This window comes from Ruegeria sp. B10 (assembly GCF_056539825.1).
Window position 1 is genome coordinate 100,431 of sequence record NZ_JBQFVP010000010.1, and the last position, 24,371, is coordinate 124,801.

The following is a 24,371-nucleotide window of genomic DNA, read 5'->3' on the forward strand; positions in this document are numbered from 1 at the left end:
CCTAAGCACAGACCCGACGTAATGCAAGAACCGACGGTGCCTACACCCACCGAAATCCGACAGATCAAAATTCCGGGTTTGTCCCCCGCCCGGTCTTTGACTAAAGAGGTCCTACGTCGGACGAAGGGACCATGGGCAGGATTCTCGAACGCTATTTTCACCGCAGGGTTTTGGACCGCTGGCGCAATGCCGCGCAGATGGCGGCTAACGCCCCTCAGGCCGAACTGCGACGCCAGCGCGACAGTGCGCGCGCCCTGCAAACACAGCTTAGGCAGGTGATTGACACGGCAGATATGCGGCTGCGCGACCCTCAAGTCGGCTCGAACCAGTTTCCCAAACCGATCGGCACGGATTGGAGCTGGCGCCCCGATCTGTGGCGCTGGCCCCTTACAACCCCTGGCCTTGCCTCACCCCCGCGCAAAGCGTCCCTCAATGATCAGGTGCAGGTGTTTCATGACTGCCCACAGGCCGAGATCGCCCTGCGTCAGAACCGCAACCGTCTGCCCAATGATCTGGCCCCTTTCAACTTTGAGGTCGAGGTTTTTGGTTTCGAAGGCAGTTTTCTGTCGCTTTCGATCCAACTGCCTAGCGACGCCTCTCAGGGTCTGAGCCTCCAGCACCTTATCCGTCTGGATACGCATATTGACGCGGAACAGGAGATTGACCTCTTTGCCCGGCTGAACATCCTGAGCGGCCCGAATACCGAACAGGTTCTGCGCAAGCTTGATCTGACCAACCCGTCGCCCAGCGTCGATTTCGATCTGGCCCATCTACCGTTGAATGAGAAACGGATCGAGAAGGTCTGGTTGGACCTAATCCTTGAAAACCCCGGCATGAACAGAGTCACTCTGCGTGACCTGACTTTGTGCCGCCACCATCGCGCTGATTTGTGAGGTCCTTGGGAATGACTGAGCCACTATTGACCCGAACCCGGTTTGAGAACGGAATTTGGCAAGGGCATCTGCGCGCCCAGACCCAGCCGGATATACAGGTGTTGTACCGTGGCGAAGATGTCGAGGGCGTCACTCTCTCGGATGCCGAGGACGGCTGGACCGTGACCATCCCGGTGCCGGTCGCGGCTCTGTCGGACGGGGTCCACAGCTTTGTCATATCCGAGCGCTCAACGGCCCGGAAACTGGGTGATTTCACGGTGATATCGGGCGAACCTGCCGCCGACGACCTACGCGCCGAAGTCGAGCTATTGCGCGGTGAGCTTGACATGCTCAAGCGAGCTTTTCGCAGAATTTGCCGGGACCCGAGCTGAGCCGCTACCCGGGTTTTCCTATCTTTTTCGCCATTTACATGCATCATTGAGGCAGCCGCAACACTCCGGAAGCCGCCATGGATCGCAAAAGTATCATCAAAGTCATTGCCTTGATGGTGACCGCATTTGGCATCGGCATCGACTTTACCGGGGCTCTGATGCTGGTTCCGTCGATCGAAAGCAGCTTTGACAGCGATATCACCAGCACCCAGTGGGTTCTGAACATTTACGCACTGTTCTTCGCCATGACCATGGTCGCCGGAGGACGCTTGGGCGACATGTACGGACACCGCAGAGTGATGATCATCGGCCTGTCGATCTTTCTGTTTGCCTCGGTGATGTGCTTCTTCGCCCCCGGCCTCGATTTCCTGATCGGCGCGCGTGCCTTGCAAGGCATTGGTGCAGGATGCGTCTGGCCCTGCACCTTGGCCTTTGGGGCCACCAAAGTCTCCAAACAGGAACACCGCGCGCTTGTCATGGGTCTGATCCTGGCGGGCGTGACCACGGGCAATGTATTTGGCCCAATGATCAGCGGACTTGCCGTCAGTTTCGGTGAATGGCGATACTTCTTCCTCGCCAACGTCGTGTTCTCCTGCATCTCGATGGCAACCGCACTGATTTTGATGGAGCGGGAGACCCAGCACAAACAGGGCGAACATATCGACTTTGCCGGGATGGGGATCCTGTCCTTTGCCGTGCTTCTGTTGCTCTATGGGTTGGACGTGGGGGCCGATTGGGGCTGGTCGTCGATCCCGCTTTTGCTGCTGTTCTTTGTCAGCGCCGTTCTGTTCCTGCTGTTTCCGCGCGTTGAAAAGCGGGTGAAGGAACCGCTCCTGCTGCCGCAACTAATGCAGAATAGAGAGTTTCTGATCACGCTTGGCCTGAATATGTTCAACGTCTCAGCCGCCTTCGTTGCGTTGTTGTACTTTCCGCAATACATGCAAAAGGTGCTGGGCTGGACGACTTTCCAATCGGCGCTTGGGCTGGCCCCTCTGACTATCCTGTTGGCGGTGGGGTCGATCGTCTCCGGCACGCTTTACAATGATTTCGGACCAAAACGCCTGTTGTTTTGGGGCTATGTGTTGGCGACTGTCGGATCGGCCAGTATCGTGATCCTGCCCAGCAGCTTGGGCTATTTCCACATCCTGCCGGGTATGGCGATGATCGGGTTGGGCGCGACACTAACGGTCGGGCCGTCCGGAACTGCTGCGGTATGTGCGGTCAAACCCGAACGCGCCGGGCTGGTTGGTGGCCTCAGCTTCATGACGCATCTGGTCTACGGGGCAATCTCGGTCGCCTGTGCAACGGCTATTATGTATGCGGTGTCGCTGTCTACCCTGCGGGACAAGCTTGCCGCCGCTGGCATTGATCTGACCGACGCCGAGCAAAGGGCGATCAATGGCGGTTCCCTTAGCACCGACTCTGCGCATGCGGTGATGGCAAAGCTGAACGCGGATCAGGTCGAGGCAGTCAAATCCGCCCTCACCACCGCCTTTGACAGCGGCATGAGTATGGCGTTCATCTTTTCCACGATTTCGGTCTCGTTGGGCATTCTTCTGGCGTTGATGCTAGACGAAGCCAAGCTGCACAAGATCGAAAGTTGAAAGGGCCGCGCCTGGCGCGACCCTTTGGATTTTACTGAGACGGACCGTCAGGATTGAACGCCGACAGACCTTTGAGGATGTCGATGGCATAAGCCAGCTGATAATCCTCTTCCCGCAGCTCAGCTGTGGCTTCGGCCTTGGCGCGATCTTCTTCGATCTGGCGGATTTCATCCTCGCTGAGGCTGTCATTGTTCAGACTGCCGCGAAGATCCGCCTCGGAACGTGCCGGACGATCATCCTCTTCTTCGGTTTCCGGAGCCGGGCGCGGTTGTTCTACGATAATGTCCGGGCTGACACCTAACGCCTGGATGGAGCGGCCAGACGGCGTGTAGTAACGCGAGGTGGTCAGACGCATCGCACCGTCACCGCGCAGCGGCATCACCGTCTGCACCGAGCCTTTACCAAAGCTCTTGGTGCCAACAACAATCGCGCGACGGTGGTCTTGCAGGGCACCAGCCACGATTTCGGAGGCCGAGGCCGAGCCGCCATTGATCAGCACCACAATTGGCTTGCCTTCGGCCAGATCACCGGGGGTCGCGTTGAACCGCTCGCCGTCCTGCGGGTCACGGCCCCGGGTCGAGACAATCTCACCTTCGTTCAGGAACGCGTCCGAGACTTTGATCGCCTGTGTCAGCAGGCCGCCGGGATTGTTGCGCAGGTCCAGCACAAAGCCGTTGACCTTGTCGATCCCGCCCGCTTCCTCGATCTGCTCTTCCATTCCGGCTTGCAGGTTCGGGAAGGTCTGATCATTGAACGTGGTCACACGCATGACGACGCTGGTGCCCTCGGTTCGCGCGCGGACAGCTGTCAGTTTGATCGTATCGCGAATGATGGTGACATCGAACGGATCAGGCTCGCCCTCACGCACAACGGTGATCACGATTTCCGACCCAACAGGGCCGCGCATCAGTTCAACCGCCTTGTCCAGCGTCAGGCCCAGAATGCTTTCGCCATCCACATGGGTGATGAAATCTCCGGCCTCGATCCCGGCTTCATCAGCGGGCGTGTCGTCAATCGGAGAGACGACCTTGACAAAGCCTTCCTCTTGCGTGACCTCGATACCAAGCCCACCAAACTCACCTCGGGTCTGGACGCGCATCTGTTCGGCGTCGTCAGGCGACAGGTAGCTGGAATGCGGATCAAGCGAGGTCAACATGCCGTCAATCGCGGCTTCGATCAGCTCTTCCGGCTCAACCTCTTCGACATATTGCGCGCGGATGCGTTCGAAAATGTCACCGAACAGGTCGAGTTGTTGGTAGACATTGGCCTTGCTCTCGGCCTCCTGCGCCAGCAGGGGTCCTGCGATCTGAGTTGTTGCAATGATGCCTGCAACCGTTCCGGCCAGTCCGGCCATCACAAATTTCTTCATACTCGTTTATCCATCCTTGCTGGTCCGAAACCACGACTCGGGGTCCACGGGGCTGTTATCTTCTCTGACCTCTATATAGAGCGTTTCTGACCGGTCAGTTCCAGTGCCATCACCACGAGTTGACAAAATAGCACCGATTTCCGGCGTTTCACCGGGCATCAAACCGACCGGAGTGCCCTCTGGTATCACTTGACCTATGTCTCCGTAGACTTCCTGCAAGCCCGAAAAGACAAACAGAAGGCCGGGCTGAGGCTCAAGAATGATCAGATTTCCCAGGTCCAGAAGCGGACCTCGGTAGCGAATTGTAGCCGCCGTGGGCGTTGTTACCAGGGCACGCGGGCGCGCACCAAGCACGAGCCCCGGCCGCGTCACGCCCGCTGCGTCTGTTTCCCCGGCCCGGTGCAATAAAACGCCTTGAACCGGCAGAGGCACTTCGCCCTTGCGGCTTTGAATAGAGTCGTCACTTTGCGCGATCTCCCCTTCCGAGATTTCGGATAGGCCTGTTGCGAACCCATCGAGTGTTTCGGTCGAAGAGATCAGGATCGCCGTTTTGATCGGGTCTTCAACAAAGCGCTGCGGCAACCCGGTGCGATCCGCGATGGCCTCGCTCAGGCGTGTGCGGGCAGATTGCACGCCGGTCAGACCTTCTGTCAGGGTTTCCGCCGCATCCTGCTGCAGTACTCGCAAGGTCTGAACCTCTTGCAAATCCTGTGCCAAAGCCTGCGCCTTGGCATTCAGGCCTGGTGTCACCTCGGACAGCATCATCCCGGCCCGCGCAGCCCCCAAGGGGCCCGAAGGGTGCAACATCAGCACCGGCGGGGCGGTCGTTTCTATGGTCTGCAATACACCCAGCAACTGCGCGACATCCTGTTCCCGCGCACGCAGCTCGGCCGACAGCTGCGCCTCGCGCGTGGCCGCCATGCGCAACCCGTCACGCATGGCGGATAACCCAGCCTCGTAGGCTTGGATCGTCACTGTCAGAGCGCGCACCCGGTCGCGGGCGCTTTCAGCCTCGGACAGCGAGATTGACGCCTGTTCCAACATCTCGGCCGCCGCCAGCGCTGCCTGAGAAGGCGTGTTCTGCGCCTTAGCCGAGCCACACAAGAGCACCGCCAAGGCTGCGGCGAGACCCCTCATGACAGCAGGCTTTCCCCAGTCATCTCAGGCGGTTTGGGCAGGTTCATCAGTGCCAGCAAGGTGGGCGCAAGGTCCGACAATCGCCCGGTGCGGAGCGTCGCCCCCTCGGGCCCGCCAACCAAAGCCACCGGTACCGGATTAAGCGTGTGCGCGGTATGCGGGCCACCTGTCTCCGGATCCACCATTACTTCGCAATTGCCGTGATCGGCAGTGACGATCATCGCCCCACCGGCTTTTTCCAGTGCGGCAACCACGCGAGCCAGACCTTGATCCACGGCCTCACAGGCTTTGATCGCAGCGCTCAGATCTCCGGTATGGCCGACCATATCGGGGTTGGCGTAGTTGGTGACGATCAGATCATAGCCAGCCTCGATTGCCTCAACGAACTTGTCCGTCACCTCGGCCGAGGACATTTCGGGCTGCAGATCATAGGTGGCCACTTTGGGCGATTTGGGCATGAAGCGATCTTCGCCAGTCTCGGGGACCTCCTTGCCACCGTTCAGGAAGAAGGTGACATGGGGGTATTTCTCGGTTTCGGCCAGACGGAACTGACGCAATCCCTGCTTGGCCACCCACTCGCCCAGAGTGTTCACGATGGCCCGTTTGGGGAACACCGTCGTCATATAGGCGTTGTGGCCGTCGGAGTATTCGACCATGCCCAACAAGGCGGACAGAACCGCGCGTGGGCCGGTGTCGAAATCGTCAAAGCCCGGCTCGGCAATCGCGCGCAGGATTTCCCGCGCACGGTCGGCGCGGAAATTCAGGCAGAAGAACCCGTCGCCATCTTTGACGCCATCATAGCCTTCCAGCACGGTCGGCACTATGAACTCATCCGTCTCCGATTGGTTGTAGGCTTGATCCACTGCCCCATGCGCCGAGGTACCGGCACGGCCCTGTCCTTTGATCATGGCGTTGTAGGCTTGGCTGACACGCTCCCACCGGTTGTCGCGGTCCATGGCGAAGTAACGCCCGCAGACGGTGACGATACGCGCGCCTTCAGGCAGGCGTTCTTCAAGCTCGGCAATGTAGGTGAAGGCTGATTTCGGAGCGACATCGCGCCCGTCGGTCACTGCATGCAGAGCCACCGGAACGCCGGCATCCGTGATCGCTTTGGCCGCCGCAACGATGTGGTTCACATGCCCATGGACACCACCATCCGAGGCTAGCCCCATCAGATGCGCCGTCCCGCCCGTCGCTTTCACCTTAGCAATGAAGGCTTGCAGCGCGGCGTTGTTAAAAAATGAGCCATCCTCGATCGCCAGATCAATCTGGCCCAGGTCCATCGCCACCACACGGCCCGCACCGATATTGGTGTGCCCAACCTCGGAATTTCCCATCTGACCGCTGGGCAAACCCACATCCGGCCCATGCGTTATCAGCGTGGCATGCGGGCCCTGCATGATCGCATCGAATGTTGGCGTATCGGCCAAGTATGGCGCGTTGGCCTGAGTGTCTTCGGACAATCCCCAACCATCAAGAATACACAGGACTACGGGTTTGGGCGTGGCCATTTTGGTCTCCGGTAACTGCTCTTGGCGAACCTTCTATCGCCTGACCGCTTTGGGGTGAACCGCCTTTGCGCCCATCGGAGCAGATTTAATCGTTTCGTAAACCGACCCCGATACCCGGATTTCCTTACCCGAAAGGAACGTGAACCTTACGTCAGACCACCTTGTGCGAACCGCGAGGTGCTGCCTAGTCTCACCTTCAGGGAGAGGGAACCTATGCGGCCAGAGATCTCAGTCTTCGCACTGATCTACCTTTTGGCGCCCGCCGCGATGATGCTGCTTGCACGGCATTCGACTTTGGCCGAGCGGCTGGGGCCGATTGTGCTGTGCTATATGGCCGGGTTGGCGTTGGGGCTGTCTGGTCTGCAGCCTGACGTGGCCGGTCAGGTCCGTGACGGGGTCATGGAGGCTACCTTAGGACTGGCCCTGCCTTTGCTGCTGTTTGGAGTCGACGTTGGGGCATGGGGGCGGATCGCAGGTTCTGCGCTCTTGTCGATGGCGCTGGCCGTTGTTTCGGTCACGCTCGTTGCAACGGGCCTTTTCTTTGCTTTCCAAGCAGGCGGCACCGCGCAGAGTGAGCAGCTTTCCGGCATGGCAGTGGGGATGTATACGGGCGGCCTTGCGAATATGGGCGCGATCAAACTAGCGCTCGATATCCCCGAGAACCGATATCTGCTGTTTGCAACCGTCGATACTGTTGTCGGCACAGGTTACCTGCTGTTTGTTCTGACGCTAGCCCCGTTTGTTTTTGCCCGCTTTCTTAAGCCGTTTCCGGCTGCCCGCGACACGCAGCTTCCTGACGCGGTCGAGGCCAATGCGCCAAATATGCTCCGTCAGGGGGTGGTCGCTTTTCTGGTTAGTGCGTTTTGCGTGGCCGCGGCGGTGCTTCTGGCCCCTCTGTTCAGCTTTGCGCCCTCGCAGGTCATGACCGTGGTTCTTCTGACATCTCTGGGTCTGCTTGGTTCGGTCACACCGTCTTTGCGCAAAAACCGGGCCGCACCTCATATGGGCATGTACCTGCTTTACGTGTTTTCATTCAGCGTTGCGGCGTCAATGGACCTGGCCGAGTTGCGCGATATGGATCTGTCAATTCTTGGCTTTGTGCTGATCGCCACCTTCGGCAGTTTCGGTCTGCACGCACTGCTTGCACGCACCGCCGGGGTCGACCGAGATACGTTCCTGATCACCTCGGTCGCGGCGGTCATGTCGCCTGCCTTTGTGCCCATGGTCGCGCGCAGCTTGCGCAACCCAGCGACCTTGATGTCGGGCATGGCGACGGGCATTCTGGGCTTTGCCATCGGCAACTATCTGGGCATTTCACTGGCGCTGCTTTTGGCCGGGAAAGGATAGGATATGGATCATCAGAAACTGCCTGAAACGGGACGACCCGAGGCCGAAGTTCTGGACGAGTTGAAATCCTTTGCCGAAGGCGACCCCAATTATCGCGAGGGCCGGACGTGGAGCCTTGTGTACCATCTCGACGACGACCACGACGCCTTCACCGCCCAAGCCTATAGCGCCTTTTCGTCGGCCAACGGGTTGAACCCCGCCGCATTTCAAAGCCTGAAACGGATGGAGACGCAGATCATCTCGACCATGGCCGGGTTGCTGCATGGCGGGCCCGAGACCTGCGGCGTGGTGACGGCGGGCGGGACGGAAAGCTGCCTGATGGCGGTCAAAACCTACCGCGACATGGCCCGCAAAACGCGCAAGGTGACGCGGCCCAACATGATCCTGCCCAAGACGGCGCATGTGGCGTGGTTCAAGGCGGCGGAGTATTTCGGCGTCAAGGCCCGCCTGCTGCCGATGACCGCAGACTATGCGACCGACATTTCCAAACTGAAACGCATGATCGACGCGGGCACAGTGTTGATCCTGGGCTCTGCCCCGGAATACCCGCATGGCACCATCGACCCGATTGCCGAGATGGGCAAGATCGCGCAATCCAAGGGCATTCCCTTGCATATCGACGCCTGCGTCGGCGGGCTGATCCTGCCCTTCATGGAGCGGAACGGTGTCGATCTGCCCGATTGGGATTTCCGGGTGCCGGGGGTGACGTCGATCTCGGCCGATCTGCACAAATACGGCTATGCGGCCAAGGGGGCCTCGACCATCCTTTACCGCAATCTGGACCTGTTGAAGCACCAGATGTTCGTCTGTCAGGATTGGCCCGGTGGCGTTTTTGCCTCACCCGCATTGCTGGGCACGCGACCAGGCGGGGCCTATGCGGCGGCCTGGGCCGTGATGCAAAAGCTGGGGGTCGAGGGGTATTGCCGTCTGGCCAAAGACACGACCGAGGCGGTCGAGGCGCTGAAAGCCGGGATAACCGCCATCGACGGGCTGCACATTCTGGGGAACCCGCAGGGGCCGCTGCTGGCCTATGGGTCCAGCGACCCAAACCTGAACATCTACGCCGTCGCGGACCAATTGGAGCGCGCCGGTTGGAGCCTCAATCGCGTGCAGAATCCCGACGGCATCCACTGTATGGTGACGGCCAAACACCGGCACGTCACCGATGAATACCTGAGCGATCTGGCGCAGGCCGTTGCCACCGTGCGGGCCAACCCCGAGCTCGCGAAAACCGGTGGGGCCGCGACCTATGGCATGATGGCCCATGTCCCACTGCGCGGCATGGTGAAATCCAAGGTGCTGGATGTGTTTGCCGAGATGTACCGGGCCGGTGGTGGAGATTTGCATCTGGATGACGGCAAGACCCCGAACCTGCTGGAACGCGGCATGGCCCGATATGTTCAGTGGAAAGCGCGGCGCAGTTAGTCCTTCAGATAACTCTTGTACGGCTTGGCTTTCCGGTTTCGGTATTTGACCGTCAGGTCTAGCGGCATGTCATTTTCGTCGTAGATCCCCAACACGATCCCCCTGCCCCGGCTTTTGGTTCGCATCTCGATCAGTTGCTGTTCAGACCGCGTCGTGCGCTGTGACGGGCGGCGTGCCCAGGCGAACAGGTGGTCATACATTTCACTGATCACCTCGGCATGATCTTCGCTGTCGCCCAGATCAACCAGCTCCTCCGGGTCGTTTTCCAGATCGAACAGAATCGGACGGTGCCCACCTTCGCAATGGATCAGCTTCCAACGTTTGTTGGCGACCATGAACATCACCGCATCGCGGACCGAGGCGTTCATCCGCTCGGCGATTGGTGATGCGGAATAGTCGTATTCGCAGATCACAACATCACGAGGCAGCTCCTGCGCCTGCCCATGCAGGATCGGCAGCAGGGAATGACCTTCGAGGATATGATTGGCGACGTCGCCTCCGGCCACTTCGACGAACGTCGGAGCAAGATCAATGGATTCGACCAGCGCATCGCTCACCATGCCTCGGGTCGCGTCGGCCTCGGGCGAAGGGTCATAGATGATCAGTGGCATTTTGGTCGAGGTATCGTGGAAGAACGTCTTTTCGCCCATCCAATGGTCGCCGAGAAAATCCCCGTGATCCGATGTCAGGACGATCATCGTATCGTCCATCCGACCGGTCTGCTCCATCCAGTCGAACAACCGGCCCATTTGATCATCGGCCTGCTTGATTAGGCCCATATAGGCCGGGATCACCGCCTCACGCACATCCTGGCGCGAGAAGGTCTCACCGATTTTGGTCTCCATGAACGCTTTCGACACCGGATGCGCATTTTGGCGTTCCTCATCGGATCGCACCACCGGCAGTACATGCTCAGGTCCGTACATCGAGGCATATGGCTCTGGCACGATATAGGGCCAGTGCGGTTTGATGAAGCTCAGGTGACAGCACCATGGGGCGTCATGGGTTTCCATGAACTCGATCCCGCGCCCGGTCAGATAGGGAGTCTCGCTGTCTTCTTCGGCAATGTTCGCAGCCTCGCACGAGTTTTTCAGGAACCAGCCGGACAGAACATTGCCGTGCGCGTCCAAACCAGAATTTGCGAAGTCATGCCAGGGGTTGTCGCTTTCATAGCCTTTGTCGCGCAGGTATTCATTGTAGGCCTTGGCCCCATCGGGGTCATAAAACCCGTCCGGCCCTTCGGGGCGCATCCCGTCGTCGCGTTCGAAGACATCAAAACCACATTCCGCCACACGAGCGCCAATCAGGCTGTCCGGTTCAAGGCCGAGCCGCGCCATGCCCTCTGCATCCGCGCGCATATGGGTTTTGCCAACCAGCCAGCATTCCATCCCCGCCTTGCGCAGGTGGTCGCCCATGGTCATCTCGCCAACCTTCAAGGGGATCCCGTTCCACGAGGCACCATGCGAATGTACGTACCGACCCGTATAGGTCGACATGCGCGAACTGCCGCAAATCGGCGATTGGATATAGGCGCGATTGAATCGCACACCCCGAGCCGCCAGACGGTCGATATTGGGCGTGTGGAGGTGCGGATGCCCGTAGCAGCTCAGGTAATCCCAGCGCAGCTGGTCGAACATGATGAACAGGATATTCTTGGCTTTGGCCACACGCGCCTCCGATCTGGTCCGGAGGCTATCTAGCCAATTCCCAGCAGGTGGTGCAAATGCTGATTAGGCCTGACGCTCCATCTGCTCCAGCATCTTCTTGGCGCGTTTGCATTGCAGCTGGTCCCGCAGAGAGCTGTCGGGGTCGATGTCCTTTTGGCAGACCACGCATTTATCTGCGCCTGAGATCGCGTTCAGACCGCCGCAGCTGCCCTTGATGGTTTTACCCATCAACATCACGCCCAACGACATGCCGACCATGACCAGAGACAGAAGAATAAAGGCCAGAATGAAGGTGCTCATCTCGGTTCCTACCAATCAGTTGGTGCCCAGGGCGTCTTTGAACGCGCTGCTGTGGGAGGTTATATAGGCATCATCGCCGCCTGTCACATCCCGCGAGATAAAATACACGGCAAGTTTATGCTCTTCGGCCAGTTGCATACCCTTTTCCTGACCCAGTGCCAGCATTGCAGTCGCCCAGGCATCCGCCATCATGGCGTTTTCCGCCAGAACGGTGACCGAGGTCGTACGATGCGTGATCGGACGCCCGGTTGTCGGGTCGATGATATGCGAGTAGCGCACGCCATCCTGTTCGAAGTAGTTCTTGTAATCGCCCGAACTGGCCATACCGCGATCATCCAGCGACACGATCAACTGCAGGCTCTGAGACCCGGCCTGAGGCTTTTCGATCCCGATTTGCCACGTTTCGCCCTTGTCGTTCTGGCCTTTTGAGACCAGATCGCCGCCGATCTCGACCAGATAGTTTTCGATGCCTGCGTCCCGCAGGGTCTCGGCGACAGCGTCAATGCCATAGCCCTTGGCGATGGCCGACAGATTGATCCCAACGCCAGGTTCGGATTTTGCCAGCGTTCCTGCCTCAGCATCCAGGGTCAAAAGCCGCTTTTGTCCAACGCCTGCCAGCGCGGCCTCGATATCAGCATCGGATGGCACAGGGTCTTCGGGCTTGCGCGGGCCAAAGCCCCATAGCTCGATCAACGGGCCGAGGGTGACGTCAAAGGCTCCATCGGTCTTGTCGTGAACGTCATTTGCGGCGGCCAGAACCAGTACGAATTCGTCGGATACCGCAACGGGGTCGGTGCTGGTGGACGCCGAAAAGGTCGAAACCTCGGAATTTGGATCCCAGTTCGACATCTTGGCGTTGACTGCGGCCAGAGTCTCTTCGACCGAAGCAGCCAACGCGGTTTCATCCAGATCCTCGCCAATCGCAGTGACATTGAAGGTCGTGCCCATGGTCTCACCCGACAGGCGCACCACATCGTGTTCCTTGTCGAACAGGCAGCCAGTCAAAAGGGTGGTAAGGGCCAGCGCAGGCAGTAGACGCATGGATCAGTCTCCGGGAAAAGCAGTGCCCGGCATATGCCAGCCACCCCGGTCAGAGTCAAACCGGCTTCACAGCTTCAGCGGCAAAAAACCCAACATCAAAAGGCCGATCCCAGCTGGAAGTCCGAACAACCACGCCCGTTTCTGCCACCCGTCCGGCTGCTGTTTCCACACCATGCGAAAATTATGGCCGCAGACCACCACAACAAAGAAAATCAGCGCAGCAATGGGGGGTGTCAGATAGATGTCACTCACAGGCTTGGACTCCGGGTTTTCGCCGATGCGGGCATTTGCACCCTATACAGGCCATTTAGCTGCGCTAAGGTGAAAGGGAAAGACTTTGCAAGAACCAAAAAGGAGATTGCCCATGGCCCCAACCTCATACCAGGCCCCCACACGCGGCGACAAGCAGGACAAGTCCACCTACAGCCAGTCGACGGGATCGAACCTGTCGCAGTCGCAGACGACCGTGGCAAAACTGCTTGAGGGGAAAGGCGACGCGGTGTTCTCGGTCCGTCCGAACGAGACGATCCACACGGTGGTCAACATTCTCAAGGAAAAACACATCGGTGCCGTTTTGGTCACTGATCAGAACGGAGCGCTGCAGGGCATCCTGTCCGAGCGCGACATCGTGCGACGTATGGCTGACACGCCCGGCCAGACGCTGCCGCAATCGGTCGAGGATCTGATGACCAAGGAGGTTCAGAGCTGCTCGCCCGACGACACGCTGAATGCGGTTCTGAAAACCATGACCGAAGGCCGGTTCCGCCACATGCCAGTTGTCCGTGATGGACTTTTGTGCGGTATGATCACCATCGGTGACGTCGTGCATTTCCGTCTGAAAGAGCTGGAATACGAAGCGCTCCGTATGAAGCAGATGATCGTTGGCTAAAGCAACCCGGCCCGCGGCGATCTTTCGGCTCGGGCCAAACGACCTAAGCCGTTGCCGTGAACGTGACCCCTCCGGGGTACAACTCAGCAGCGGTCAGGCAGTTGGTCGCGAAAGCGCCGGTGTCGATCGAAATGACCCCGTCCCGAACCTCGGCCTGATCAACGATTGTGTGTCCATGCACCACCCATTGACCATCCCGGCGCGGTTGCTGTCGGAACTTGGGGTGGCCCCAAAGACAGGTTCTCCGGTCCTGTTTTTCCGCTGATGCCCGAGGGTCCAGAGCGGCATGAACGACAGAGACATTGCCGCTGTTCCACATCAAGGGCCTCTCGGTCAGCCAGTCCACGAGCGCCTCGCCCATGGCAATGCGCAAACGCTCCGCCAAATCGCCCTTGTCGGCGGCGAAATCCTTTATTCCAAAGGAGGCAAGCGTCTGGGCGCCCCCGTTGTTCATCCACAGCGGGCCAATGCCGAACGGATCCTCAAGAAACCGCAGTAACATCTCTTCGTGATTGCCCAGCAGGCAGGTTACGCGCCCATTCGAGGTCAAACTCAGATGTTTTAACTGCCGCAACACCTGCGCGCTGTAATCGCCCCGGTCGATATAGTCACCGACAAACACCCAGGGCAGGCCGTCGTCGAGCTTCGGCAGCAGGGCTTGCAACAGGTCCAAACGTCCGTGGATATCTCCGATGGCCACGAAAGGCGCCTCGGGCCTTATGCCCGACACATCCGCGCCGCGCATTCCGCCCGGTCCAAGCAGCCCTTTGATCCAGCCCGTCACCATGCAATGACCTCTACTCTGACCAGTTGCCACGGACAATCGGCAATCGGTCCGGAAACGGGCGGTTGACCAATGCGCGCGCAACCTTGATAGACAATGCAGACGGGTAGCCGAAGCGTGAGGGATGTATGAAGCGGGTTTTGATCACGGGCACGGCCGGATTTATCGGCTTTCACCTGGCGAAGCTGTTGCTGTCCGAAGGGTTCCGTGTGCATGGTTATGACGGGATGACCGACTATTACGACGTCGCCCTCAAGCAACGCCGCCATCAGATGTTGCTGCAAAATCCCAGCTTTACCACCACCGAGGACATGCTGGAAAATCATGAACGGCTGATGCAGGTCGCGGATGAGTTTCAGCCCGAGGTGATCATCCACCTCGCCGCTCAGGCCGGTGTGCGCTACAGCCTGGAAGAGCCGCGCAGCTACATCAACTCGAACGTTGTCGGCACGTTCAACGTGATGGAGGTCGCGCGTCAGCACAAGGTTCAGCACCTTCTGATGGCCTCGACTTCTTCGGTCTATGGCGCGAATGAGGATATGCCCTTTACCGAGGTTGAAAAGGCCGACACGCAGCTGACGATCTATTCGGCCACCAAGAAGGCCAATGAGGCGATGGCACACTCCTACGCCCATCTTTGGGACCTGCCGACCACCATGTTCCGGTTCTTCACCGTCTATGGCACCTGGGGACGGCCCGATCTGGCGCTTTATAAGTTCGTGGACGCGATCCTCGAGGATCGCCCGATTGATATCTACAACCACGGCGACATGTATCGCGACTTCACCAATGTCGAGGATCTGGTCCGTGGCATCCGTTTGCTGATCGACGTGCCTCCGGTGCGGCCCGCCAGCGCGGATGAGGTCGAGGACGGCGACAGCCTGTCCCCCGTCGCGCCGCACCGCGTCGTCAATATAGGCAATGGTGACAAGGTGCGCCTGATGGATTTCATTGAGGCCATCGAGGCGGCGATCGGGAAAAAGGCCATCCGCAATTATATGCCCATGCAAATGGGCGATGTCCCCGCCACATGGGCCAATACCGACCTGTTGCAACGCCTGACAGGGTACCGCCCGGAAACCAATTTCAAAGACGGGATCGCGCAGTTTGTCGCGTGGTTCCGCGACTATCACGGCAAGTAGAGGGCCAAGACCGGAATGCTGGAAACCAATCCTGACGCCCGCAAAATCGCCGTGATTGGGTTGGGCTATGTCGGCCTGCCGCTGGCAGTCGCTTTTGGAAAAATCGGCCCCGTGGTCGGGTTTGACATCAACGCCGAACGGATCGACGCCTTGCGCAATGGCAAGGACGCAACGCAAGAGGTCGAGCCCGAAGACCTTGCCGCCGCATCGGGCCTGAGTTTCACCACGCAAGCCTCCGACCTCGCGGCATGCGACACCTTCATCGTCACGGTGCCCACCCCAATCACCGCAGGCAAACAACCTGATTTGTCGCCTCTACTCGCGGCCTCGGAAACCGTGGGAATGGCCCTGAAACCCGGCGATCTGGTGATCTACGAATCCACCGTCTATCCCGGCGCGACCGAGGAAGACTGCGTACCAGTGCTGGAACGCACCTCGGGCTTGAGCTTCAACACTGATTTCTTTGCCGGCTACAGCCCCGAACGGATCAATCCCGGCGACAAGACCCATCGGATTGCGGATATCTGCAAGGTGACCTCGGGCTCGACCCCGCAGGTGGCGGATCTGGTCGATGCGCTCTATGCGCGGATCATCACCGCCGGAACGTACAAGGCCGAAAGCATCCGCGTGGCCGAGGCTGCAAAGGTGATCGAAAACACTCAGCGCGACTTGAACATCGCGCTGGTAAACGAACTAGCGATGATCTTTGGACGGATGGGGATCGACACCGAGGCCGTTTTGCGTGCGGCGGGAACCAAGTGGAACTTCCTGCCCTTCCGCCCCGGTCTGGTCGGCGGGCACTGTATCGGCGTGGACCCCTACTATCTGACCCACAAGGCCGAGACCGTGGGCCATCACCCTCAGATCATTCTGGCCGGGCGGAGGCTGAACGATCGGATGGGCAGTTATGTGGTGTCTCAACTGGTCAAACGCATGACCCGAAGCGGCATCAATGTCGGAGCAGCACGTGTTCTGGTTCTTGGCCTGACCTTCAAAGAAAACTGTCCTGACCTGCGGAACACACGCGTCGTTGATATCATTGAGGAATTGCAAAGCTATGGCATCAGCGTCGACGTCCACGATCCCCATGCCGACCCCGCCGCAGCCGAGGCTGAATACGGCCTCTCGCTTTCAAGTTCCCCTCAGGACGGAAATTATGATGCAGTCGTTCTGGCCGTCGCGCATCAGGAATACAAAGACGCTGATCCGTCAACGTTCCGAGCTTACGGCAAACCCAACAGCGTGGTGTTCGACATCAAGTCCTGCCTGCCTAGGGACGCGAGTGACTTGAGGCTCTGACGCGGTTTGGAGCCCAACAAAAAAAGCCGGCGCACCATGCGCCGGCTTTTTTGTTTCTTACCCGCCGAAATCGTCGAGCATGATGTCTTCGCGGTCCACACCCAAATCCAGCAGCATGTTGATGACCGACTGGTTCATGATTGGAGGACCACACATGTAGAACTCGCAATCTTCAGGCGCGGGGTGGTTCTTGAGGTATTCCTCGAACAGAACGTTGTGGATGAAGCCGGTATAGCCCTTCCAATCGTCCTCGGGCTGCGCATCCGACAAGGCGACGTGCCAATCGAAATTGTCGAACTCTTCGGCCAATTGGTCGAAATCCTCGACAAAGAACATCTCTTTCTTCGACCGCGCACCGTACCAGAAGCTGATCTTGCGATCACGGTTCTCAAGACGCTTGAGCTGGTCGAAGATGTGGCTACGCATGGGGGCCATGCCCGCGCCACCACCGATGAAGACCATCTCTTTTTGGGTGTCGCGGGCGAAAAACTCACCGAACGGACCCGAGATGGTGACCTTGTCACCCGGTTTCAGGTTGAAGATGTATGACGACATCTGACCCGGAGGGATGCCATCGGACCCCGGAGGGGGCGAGGCAACACGGACGTTCAGCATGATCATGCCCTTTTCGTCCGGATAGTTAGCCATCGAATAGGCACGCTCAATCGGTTCAGCGACGACGGACTCGTACTGCCATAGATTGAAGCGATCCCAGTCTTCGCGATATTCCTCCTCCACGTCGAAATCGGTGTATTTCAACTGGTGCGCGGGGGCTTCGATCTGGATGTAGCCACCAGCGCGGAAGTTCACGTCCTCGCCTTCGGGAAGGTCCAGGGTCAGAGCCTTGATGAAGGTCGCCACGTTCTCGTTCGAACGAACGGTGCATTCCCATTTCTTGACACCAAAGACTTCCTCGGGGACTTCGATGTCCATGTCCTGCTTGACCGCAACCTGACAGGACAGACGGTCGCCACAGGCCGCTTCACGCTTGGTGATGTGGCTTTCTTCGGTCGGCAAAATCGACCCGCCGCCCGAATGCACCTTCACCCGGCACTGCGCACAGGTACCACCGCCACCACAGGCGGAGGGAACGAACAGCTTTTCGGCCGCCAAAGTCTGCAACAGCTTGCCACCGGCAGGGACCGAGATGGTCTTCTCGCCGTTGATGGTAATGTTCACGTCACCGGTCGAGACCAGTTTCGAACGGGCCGCCAGAATGATCGTCACCAGCGCGATGACGATCACTGTGAAAAGGGCAACGCCTAAACCAAAAGTTTCCATTCTGCCCTCCTTACAGTTTTACGCCCGAGAAGGACATGAAGGCCATCGCCATCAGACCCGCGGTGATGAAGGTGATCCCCAGACCTTGCAGGCCGTCGGGAATGTCCGAGTATTTCAGCTTTTCGCGAACGCCCGCCATTGCGGTGATCGCCAGTGCCCAACCAAAGCCCGAAGACAGGCCATAAGTGGTCGCCTCGGCAAAGTTGTAGTCCCGCTCAACCATGAACAGCGAACCACCCAGGATGGCGCAGTTCACCGTGATCAGCGGCAGGAAGATCCCCAGCGCGTTGTAGAGCGGCGGGAAATACTTATCCAAAACCATCTCGAGGATCTGAACCATCGCCGCAATCACGCCGATATACGAGATCAGGCCAAGGAAGGTCAGGTCAACATTGGGGAACCCAGCCCAAGACAGCGCACCCGGTTTCAGCAAGTAGTTCAGCAGCAGGTTGTTGGCGGGCACAGTGATGGCCTGCACGACCATGACCGAAATCCCCAGACCCAGCGCGGTCGAGATCTTCTTCGACACGGCGATGAAAGTACACATCCCCAGAAAGAAGCTGAGCGCAAGGTTTTCGACAAAGATGGCCTTTACGGCCAGTGAGATCAGACCTTCCATCAGTGGGCCTCTACCTGCTGAATTTTGTATTCACGCTCTTCCACCTGGTTCGGCTTCCATGTGCGGAAGGCCCAGATGATCAGACCGATGATGAAGAACGCCGACGGGGGCAACAGCAGCATGCCGTTGGGCACGTACCAGCCGCCATTGTTGACGGTCTCCAGAATGGTGATACCGAACAGCGACCCGGCACCGAAAAGCTCACGAATGAAGCCGACCAGCAGCAGGATCAGGCCGTAGCCCATGCCGTTGCCCATGCCGTCTATAAATGACGCAACCGGAGGGTTCTTCATCGCAAACGCCTCGGCGCGGCCCATCACGATACAGTTGGTGATGATCAGGCCGACGAAGACCGACAGGGTTTTCGAGATCTCAAAGGCATAAGCCTTGAGGATCTGGTCCACCAGGATCACCAGCGAGGCGATGATCACCATCTGCACGATGATCCGGATCGAGCCCGGGATCTGGTTGCGCAGGCACGAGATGAAAAAGGACGAGAACGAGGTCACGAAGATCACCGCCAGCGCCATCACCATCGACACCTGCAGCGACGAGGTGACCGCCAGCGCGGAACAAATGCCCAGCACCTGCAAGGTAATCGGGTTGTTGTCGACAAGCGGGTCGACCAGCATCTCTTTCTTGGTCTGGGACATCAGAGCTCTCCTGCTTGCAGTTTGGCCAGAAACGGTGCGTAACCCGCATCGCCCATCCAGAATTTCACCAGGTTATCGACACCCACCGAGGTCAAGGTCGCCCCCGCCAGCGCATCGATATAGAAGTCGGGTCCGGCAGCGGGCTGGGATTTCGACACGGTGATTTGCAGATCACCATTATCGTCACGCAGCTTTTTACCGTTCCACAGCGCCTTCCAGCGTGGGTTGTCCACCTCGGCCCCAAGGCCGGGGGTCTCACCGTGCTGATAGAATTGCAACCCGTAGATGTCGTTGCCGTTGTTCTCCAACGCGATAAAGCCGTAAAGCGTGGACCACAGACCGTAGCCATGCAGCGGCAGGATCACCTTGTCCAGATCACCTGCGTCGTCGCGCAGCAGATAGATCACGCGGTAGTTCGACTTGCGACCAATGCCCGCCGGGTCATCGTCCAGCGCGACGCTCAGTTCAGGGTCGCTGGCGGCGGCGATATCGTCGAACGTAGCCGGATCAAACTGATCATCGACAAACTCACCGGTCGCTAGTTCCAGCACATGAGGCTCAAACGCGGCGAAGGCTTCGGTCACGTCGATGCCAGGCTCATAGACACCCGCTACCTGCAAAACGTTGACCTGCTTGTCCTTCAGGCGGTTGGTCTCCTGCACCGGGCGCAAGCTAACGGCGGCTGCGGACACGACCATCGAAGCGACCAGACAGACGGCAACCGCGATGATAATCGTCTTGCCGACAGAGTCCGGCGAGGCTGCCAGGAACTTGGCGATCGCGCCTTTAGGTGCCTCGTTTTGATCTGGGGATTGCGTATCAGACATGGCGACGCGCCCTCCGTTTGATGTTGGCTTGGACGACGAAGTAGTCGATCAGCGGTGCAAAGACGTTGCCGAACAGAATGGCCAGCATCATGCCTTCTGGGAAAGCTGGGTTGATGACACGGATCATCACAACCATGATACCGATCAGCGCGCCATAGATGTAGCGACCCATGTTGGTGTGGCTGGCGGAAACAGGCTCGGTCACCATGAAGGCCAGACCGAAAGCATACCCACCAATGACCACGTGCCAGTACCAAGGCATCGCGAACATCGGGTTCGTGTCCGAACCAATGAGGTTCAGCAGCAAGGTAAAGCCGATCGTACCGGCCAGACAGCCGACAATCAGGCGGTAGTTGGCGATCCGCGTGGCCAGCAAGAAGGCCAGACCGATCATACAGGCCAGCGTTGAGGTTTCACCAAAGCTGCCTTGGATCGAGCCGAAGAACGCATTCCACCAGGTGATGCCATCAGCGGCCAGAGCCTGAAAGCCCTGCGACGCGGAGACGGACAGCGCGGTTGCGCCCGAGAAGCCGTCAACCGGCGTCCAGACTGTGTCACCGGACATGCTCGCCGGGTATGCAAAGTACAGAAACGCACGACCGACCAGAGCCGGGTTCAGGAAGTTCTTGCCGGTGCCGCCGAAGACTTCTTTCCCGATTACAACGCCGAAGATGATGCCCAACGCTACCTGCCAAAGAGGCGCGGTTGCAGGCATGATCAGCGTGTAAAGCATTGAAGTAACAAGGAAACCCTCGTTCACCTCATGGCCCCGCACAGTGGCAAAAATGACCTCAAAGATACCACCCGCGACAAGTGTCACGATGTAGATCGGCAGGAAATAAGTGAGCCCGTGCATCACATTGGCAAAGACGCTGGACGGGTCCAGCGAGATACCAAACATCTGCAGCAGAACAATCCGCCATCCGGTGGCCGATTCAGGCCCCAGCAGCGCGATGGCCGAGTTCGCCTGATAGCCGGTATTGTACATCCCCCACAGGATACAGGGGATCGTCGCGATCACGACGTAGGTCATGATCCGCTTCATGTCGATATACGACCGAGCATGCGGCGCGGCGGTGGTTACAGTTTTCGGAGTGTAGATGAAGCTTTCCACCATCTCGTAGATAGGGAAATACTTCTCGTACTTGCCGCCCTTGGTAAAGTTTGGCTCGATCCGATCAAAGAAGCTGCGCAAACCCATTTGGATCAGCCCTCCTTTTCAATCTTGGCGAGGCAGTCGCGAAGCGCCAGCCCATATTCATATTTCGCCGGACAGGCAAAGCCGACAAGGCCCAGATCCTCTTCGTCCAGCTCCAGTGCACCCAGTGCCTGAGCGGTGTCAGTGTCCATCACCAGCAAGGCCCGCAGCAGCTGCGTGGGCAGGTAATCCTGCGGCATCAACCGTTCGAACACGCCCGTCGGTACCATCGCGCGACGGCCACCATTCAGGTTGCTGGTCAGGTTATACAGTTTGTTGGACAATGCCGAACCCAGGACCGGTTGGACCGAGTATTTCGAGGGCATCGGACGGATCCAGCCCATCGGAATCTGATCGTGGTCTTCCCTGATGATAGTGATCTGACGCGCAAACCGGCCCAGATAGGCGGTCGGTCCCTCGGCCTGAGTACCCGACAGAACAGAGCCAGAAATGATCCGGGGTATTCCGTCCAAGTTGATCTCATCCTTCGTCAGCTCATCTGTCGACGCACCCATTGCGGTGCGGATCAAACGCGGCTGACGTGCGCCCGGCCCGGACAGAGCGATCACGATATTCGGGTCTAGGTGGCCGGACTGCATCAGGCGACCAATCGCGATGACGTCCTGATATCCGATGGTCCAGACCTGTTTTTCTCCTGCAAGCGGCTCCAGGAAGTGGATGTGAGTACCCGCCAGACCAGCAGGGTGCGGGCCTGCGAAGGCCACCGCTTCCACTCCGGCCTCGTCTGCACCGGGAATTGCGTCGCCATCCTTGTGGCACAGGTAGGTCTTGCCATCCGACAGCTTGGCAACCGCTGCCAGACCGGCGCCAAAGGCTTCACCTGCATCGGCGATGATCACGGCGGCATCAGCGGCTAGCGGCTCACTGTCCATCGCGGTGACAAAGATCGCCGAAGGTTTGGAGCCGGGGGCCGGCATTTTCGAATAAGGCCGTGTGCGGAACGCCGTCCAAAGACCCGCCGCGCAGAGTTTCTCTGCCACGCCCTCGGCCGTGTCGCCATTGCCCACGCCCGAGAAATCGACGCCCGCGTCATTCGGGTCGGAGATTTCGATCACAACGCTTTGCAAAACGCGGCGCGCACCCCGGTTGATTTGAATGACCTTGCCGGTCATCGGAGCAACCATCATCGCCTCGGGGACGTCCTTGTGGCAGAATAGCGGAGTGCCACGCTGCACCTCATCGCCTTCCTGCACCAGCATGCGGGGTTTCAACCCCAAATAGTCGCCGCCCAAAGCCGCAACCTGGCTGAATTCCGGCCCTGGCTGGATCGTTTGATCCGGGGCACCCTCGATCGGCAATTCCAGCCCTTTTTTCAGTTTGAAAGTTTGCATCTCGCTACTGTCTTCCAAGCCTCTCTCCTGCGCCAGCTATCATCGCCCAATTGGAAGAGGCATCTGATAGCGCGGATGATAAACCAACCGGGTCGCAAAGTGCTATTTGCTGGTCGGAATCCGCAGGCGTGTGTCTGATGTCGGTCCTTTACGCGCCGACGACCAGAAACGCAAACCCGTTAGGCTCGAAATTATCTATTGTTTGTCACTTTGTCTTAATCGAATGTTCATATTGGCGCTAACACACCGATATTTTGCCGGTCGCACCTCTGCCGCATCCGGTGTAAGCAACAAAAATGAGCATGACCCACGACCTAGATATCTTCCTGGTGGCAACACCGGGCCTCGAAACCCCGCTCTGCGCCGAGGCCACGCAGCACGGATTCGCAGGCGCGCGTATCGTGCCCGGCGGCGTAAGCTGTACGGGCGACTGGTCCGAGGTCTGGCGGGCCAATCTTGTCCTGCGCGGTGCCAACAAGGTCCTGGTGCGCATCGGCAGCTTTCCTGCCGTTCATCTGGCCCAGCTGGACAAACGCGCGCGCAAGTTTCCCTGGTCGGACTTTCTACGCCCCGACGTGCCCGTCAAGGTCGAAGCCATCAGTCGCAAGTCTCGCATTTACCATGCCGGGGCTGCGCGCCAGCGCATTGAGGGCGCAATCTCTGACACCTTGGGCGCAGCGATTTCTCCCGAGGCCGATCTGCGTGTTCTACTGCGCATCGAAAGGGATATATGCACGCTGTCGATCGACAGCTCAGGCGAGCCGCTGCACAAGCGCGGTCACAAAACCGCTGTTGCCAAGGCCCCCATGCGCGAGACCATGGCTGCGATGTTCCTGCGTGAATGCGGGTTCGAGAGGACGGAGCCGGTTGTCGACCCTATGTGCGGCTCGGGCACCTTTGTCATTGAAGCCGCCGAGATCGCCCTTGGGCTGGCGCCGGGACGTTCGCGATCCTTCGCTTTCGAGCAGCTGTCCGGGTTCGACAAAGCGGCGTGGGAGGCAATGCGAAGCGCGTGGCGCCCATCCGAAAGCCCCCTTCAGTTCTACGGCTCCGACCGAAACACAGGCGCTGTCGAGGCCGCCTCTGCCAACGCCGAACAAGCTGGTGTGGCGGAGCATACCCGTTTTCAGCATCGTGCCGTCAGCGATGTCAAACCACCCCCCGGACCCGCTGGTCTGGTTATCGTGAACCCTCCATACGGCGCACGGATCGGTGACGAAAAACGTCTGCGTTCGCTATATGGCAGCCTTGGCAAAACGCTGATGAACCACTTCCAGGGTTGGCGCGTCGGCGTCATCACCAGCGCCCCTGCCCTCGCTCGCGCGACGCGCCTGCCTTTTCTGCCTACTGGTCCGTTCGTCGATCACGGCGGCACGAAAATTCGCCTGTATAGAACCGAGATTCTAGAGTAGTGCATTCAGCCCAACCTAGTAGAGAGCGCCAAGAATTTTCCAATTTCACGCACAAGAACCCTCTTGCGCATCCCAACCCACGCGTATAGACCCGCCGCCACGGTCGGAGTGTAGCTCAGCCTGGTAGAGCACTGTCTTCGGGAGGCAGGGGTCGGAGGTTCGAATCCTCTCACTCCGACCAATATTATCAATATCTTAACCTAAATAAGCCGCTACTATCGTTGAGCTGGACACCGCTATGGACACCAGA

At 58.9% G+C, this 24,371-nt stretch carries 23 protein-coding genes and 1 tRNA gene; 10 read left to right on the forward strand and 14 right to left on the reverse strand.

Annotated features, from left to right (window positions below; genetic code table 11):
- The first annotated feature begins 131 nt into the window (after window positions 1-131).
- The 3 genes from ACR0J4_RS14990 (at window position 132) to ACR0J4_RS15000 (ending at window position 2,868) form a co-directional block, all read left to right on the forward strand.
- Complete coding sequence (locus ACR0J4_RS14990) at window positions 132-893, forward strand: DUF6478 family protein (protein ID WP_170641230.1); 762 nt, start codon at window positions 132-134, stop codon at window positions 891-893.
- Window positions 894-904: 11 nt separating this feature from the next.
- A complete protein-coding gene (locus tag ACR0J4_RS14995) occupies window positions 905-1,264 on the forward strand; it encodes a hypothetical protein (RefSeq protein ID WP_170641228.1) in 360 nt (119 codons plus the stop codon).
- Between the two features lie 77 nt (window positions 1,265-1,341).
- The gene (locus ACR0J4_RS15000) at window positions 1,342-2,868 is read left to right on the forward strand and encodes an MFS transporter (protein WP_170641226.1); all 1,527 of its coding nucleotides are present in this window, start codon (window positions 1,342-1,344) and stop codon (window positions 2,866-2,868) included.
- A 31-nt stretch (window positions 2,869-2,899) separates the two neighbouring features.
- On the opposite strand, the gene ACR0J4_RS15005 is transcribed toward ACR0J4_RS15000, so the two are convergent.
- The 3 genes from ACR0J4_RS15005 to gpmI are packed head-to-tail and all read right to left on the reverse strand — an operon-like array spanning window position 2,900 to window position 6,885.
- On the reverse strand, window positions 2,900-4,237 hold the full coding sequence (locus ACR0J4_RS15005; RefSeq protein WP_170554976.1) for a S41 family peptidase: 1,338 nt from the start codon (window positions 4,235-4,237) through the stop codon (window positions 2,900-2,902).
- A 6-nt stretch (window positions 4,238-4,243) separates the two neighbouring features.
- Window positions 4,244-5,374, reverse strand: coding sequence for a peptidase M23 (locus tag ACR0J4_RS15010; protein ID WP_170641224.1), 1,131 nt, complete (start codon window positions 5,372-5,374; stop codon window positions 4,244-4,246).
- Window positions 5,371-6,885 (reverse strand): 2,3-bisphosphoglycerate-independent phosphoglycerate mutase, encoded by a 1,515-nt coding sequence (gene gpmI / locus ACR0J4_RS15015; RefSeq protein ID WP_170641222.1) that lies wholly within the window; start codon window positions 6,883-6,885, stop codon window positions 5,371-5,373. The genes ACR0J4_RS15010 and gpmI overlap by 4 nt, the downstream gene beginning before the upstream one ends.
- 213 nt (window positions 6,886-7,098) lie before the next feature.
- Here gpmI and ACR0J4_RS15020 point away from each other — a divergent pair, with 213 nt between their 5' ends.
- Complete coding sequence (locus tag ACR0J4_RS15020; protein WP_170641220.1) at window positions 7,099-8,232, forward strand: DUF819 family protein; 1,134 nt, start codon at window positions 7,099-7,101, stop codon at window positions 8,230-8,232.
- Between the two features lie 3 nt (window positions 8,233-8,235).
- Window positions 8,236-9,657 carry a pyridoxal phosphate-dependent decarboxylase family protein gene (locus ACR0J4_RS15025; RefSeq protein WP_170641217.1) on the forward strand — a complete coding sequence of 474 codons (1,422 nt, stop codon included), beginning with the start codon at window positions 8,236-8,238 and terminating at the stop codon, window positions 9,655-9,657.
- On the opposite strand, the gene ACR0J4_RS15030 is transcribed toward ACR0J4_RS15025, so the two are convergent.
- The 4 genes from ACR0J4_RS15030 to ACR0J4_RS15045 form a co-directional block, all read right to left on the reverse strand.
- On the reverse strand, window positions 9,654-11,294 hold the full coding sequence (locus ACR0J4_RS15030) for a sulfatase-like hydrolase/transferase (RefSeq protein WP_480668725.1): 1,641 nt from the start codon (window positions 11,292-11,294) through the stop codon (window positions 9,654-9,656). The genes ACR0J4_RS15025 and ACR0J4_RS15030 overlap by 4 nt on opposite strands.
- Before the next feature lie 93 nt (window positions 11,295-11,387).
- On the reverse strand, window positions 11,388-11,624 hold the full coding sequence (gene nqrM, locus ACR0J4_RS15035; protein ID WP_170641212.1) for a (Na+)-NQR maturation NqrM: 237 nt from the start codon (window positions 11,622-11,624) through the stop codon (window positions 11,388-11,390).
- Between the two features lie 15 nt (window positions 11,625-11,639).
- Window positions 11,640-12,665, reverse strand: coding sequence for an FAD:protein FMN transferase (locus tag ACR0J4_RS15040; protein ID WP_170377289.1), 1,026 nt, complete (start codon window positions 12,663-12,665; stop codon window positions 11,640-11,642).
- Between the two features lie 66 nt (window positions 12,666-12,731).
- The gene (locus tag ACR0J4_RS15045) at window positions 12,732-12,917 is read right to left on the reverse strand and encodes a hypothetical protein (protein ID WP_170377287.1); all 186 of its coding nucleotides are present in this window, start codon (window positions 12,915-12,917) and stop codon (window positions 12,732-12,734) included.
- A 112-nt stretch (window positions 12,918-13,029) separates the two neighbouring features.
- Here ACR0J4_RS15045 and ACR0J4_RS15050 point away from each other — a divergent pair, with 112 nt between their 5' ends.
- Window positions 13,030-13,554, forward strand: a complete 525-nt coding sequence (locus tag ACR0J4_RS15050) for a CBS domain-containing protein (protein WP_170472451.1) — start codon at window positions 13,030-13,032, stop codon at window positions 13,552-13,554.
- Between the two features lie 43 nt (window positions 13,555-13,597).
- Here ACR0J4_RS15050 and ACR0J4_RS15055 read toward each other — a convergent pair whose 3' ends face one another.
- Window positions 13,598-14,341 (reverse strand): metallophosphoesterase family protein, encoded by a 744-nt coding sequence (locus tag ACR0J4_RS15055; RefSeq protein ID WP_170641209.1) that lies wholly within the window; start codon window positions 14,339-14,341, stop codon window positions 13,598-13,600.
- A 125-nt stretch (window positions 14,342-14,466) separates the two neighbouring features.
- Here ACR0J4_RS15055 and ACR0J4_RS15060 point away from each other — a divergent pair, with 125 nt between their 5' ends.
- Both ACR0J4_RS15060 and tviB read left to right on the forward strand, forming a co-directional pair.
- Entirely contained in the window at window positions 14,467-15,480 is a 1,014-nt protein-coding gene (locus ACR0J4_RS15060) for an SDR family NAD(P)-dependent oxidoreductase (protein ID WP_170641207.1), read from the forward strand.
- A gap of 15 nt (window positions 15,481-15,495) precedes the next feature.
- Window positions 15,496-16,779, forward strand: a complete 1,284-nt coding sequence (gene tviB / locus ACR0J4_RS15065) for a Vi polysaccharide biosynthesis UDP-N-acetylglucosamine C-6 dehydrogenase TviB (protein WP_170747331.1) — start codon at window positions 15,496-15,498, stop codon at window positions 16,777-16,779.
- A 57-nt stretch (window positions 16,780-16,836) separates the two neighbouring features.
- On the opposite strand, the gene nqrF is transcribed toward tviB, so the two are convergent.
- The 6 genes from nqrF to ACR0J4_RS15095 are packed head-to-tail and all read right to left on the reverse strand — an operon-like array spanning window position 16,837 to window position 22,709.
- Window positions 16,837-18,060 (reverse strand): NADH:ubiquinone reductase (Na(+)-transporting) subunit F, encoded by a 1,224-nt coding sequence (gene nqrF / locus ACR0J4_RS15070; protein ID WP_170554956.1) that lies wholly within the window; start codon window positions 18,058-18,060, stop codon window positions 16,837-16,839.
- Window positions 18,061-18,070: 10 nt separating this feature from the next.
- Entirely contained in the window at window positions 18,071-18,679 is a 609-nt protein-coding gene (nqrE, locus tag ACR0J4_RS15075) for an NADH:ubiquinone reductase (Na(+)-transporting) subunit E (protein WP_170377273.1), read from the reverse strand.
- Window positions 18,679-19,332, reverse strand: coding sequence for an NADH:ubiquinone reductase (Na(+)-transporting) subunit D (locus tag ACR0J4_RS15080; RefSeq protein ID WP_117873115.1), 654 nt, complete (start codon window positions 19,330-19,332; stop codon window positions 18,679-18,681). Before ACR0J4_RS15080 ends, nqrE begins: the two co-directional genes overlap by 1 nt.
- Window positions 19,332-20,159, reverse strand: coding sequence for a Na(+)-translocating NADH-quinone reductase subunit C (locus tag ACR0J4_RS15085; protein ID WP_170641203.1), 828 nt, complete (start codon window positions 20,157-20,159; stop codon window positions 19,332-19,334). Before ACR0J4_RS15085 ends, ACR0J4_RS15080 begins: the two co-directional genes overlap by 1 nt.
- Window positions 20,152-21,360, reverse strand: a complete 1,209-nt coding sequence (locus ACR0J4_RS15090) for an NADH:ubiquinone reductase (Na(+)-transporting) subunit B (protein ID WP_170641201.1) — start codon at window positions 21,358-21,360, stop codon at window positions 20,152-20,154. The genes ACR0J4_RS15085 and ACR0J4_RS15090 overlap by 8 nt, the downstream gene beginning before the upstream one ends.
- 5 nt (window positions 21,361-21,365) lie before the next feature.
- The gene (locus ACR0J4_RS15095) at window positions 21,366-22,709 is read right to left on the reverse strand and encodes a Na(+)-translocating NADH-quinone reductase subunit A (protein ID WP_170641199.1); all 1,344 of its coding nucleotides are present in this window, start codon (window positions 22,707-22,709) and stop codon (window positions 21,366-21,368) included.
- 296 nt (window positions 22,710-23,005) lie between these two features.
- Here ACR0J4_RS15095 and ACR0J4_RS15100 point away from each other — a divergent pair, with 296 nt between their 5' ends.
- Window positions 23,006-24,121 carry a THUMP domain-containing protein gene (locus ACR0J4_RS15100; RefSeq protein WP_170554951.1) on the forward strand — a complete coding sequence of 372 codons (1,116 nt, stop codon included), beginning with the start codon at window positions 23,006-23,008 and terminating at the stop codon, window positions 24,119-24,121.
- Between the two features lie 104 nt (window positions 24,122-24,225).
- Window positions 24,226-24,302 (forward strand) — tRNA-Pro (locus ACR0J4_RS15105).
- The last annotated feature ends 69 nt before the right edge of the window (window positions 24,303-24,371 follow it).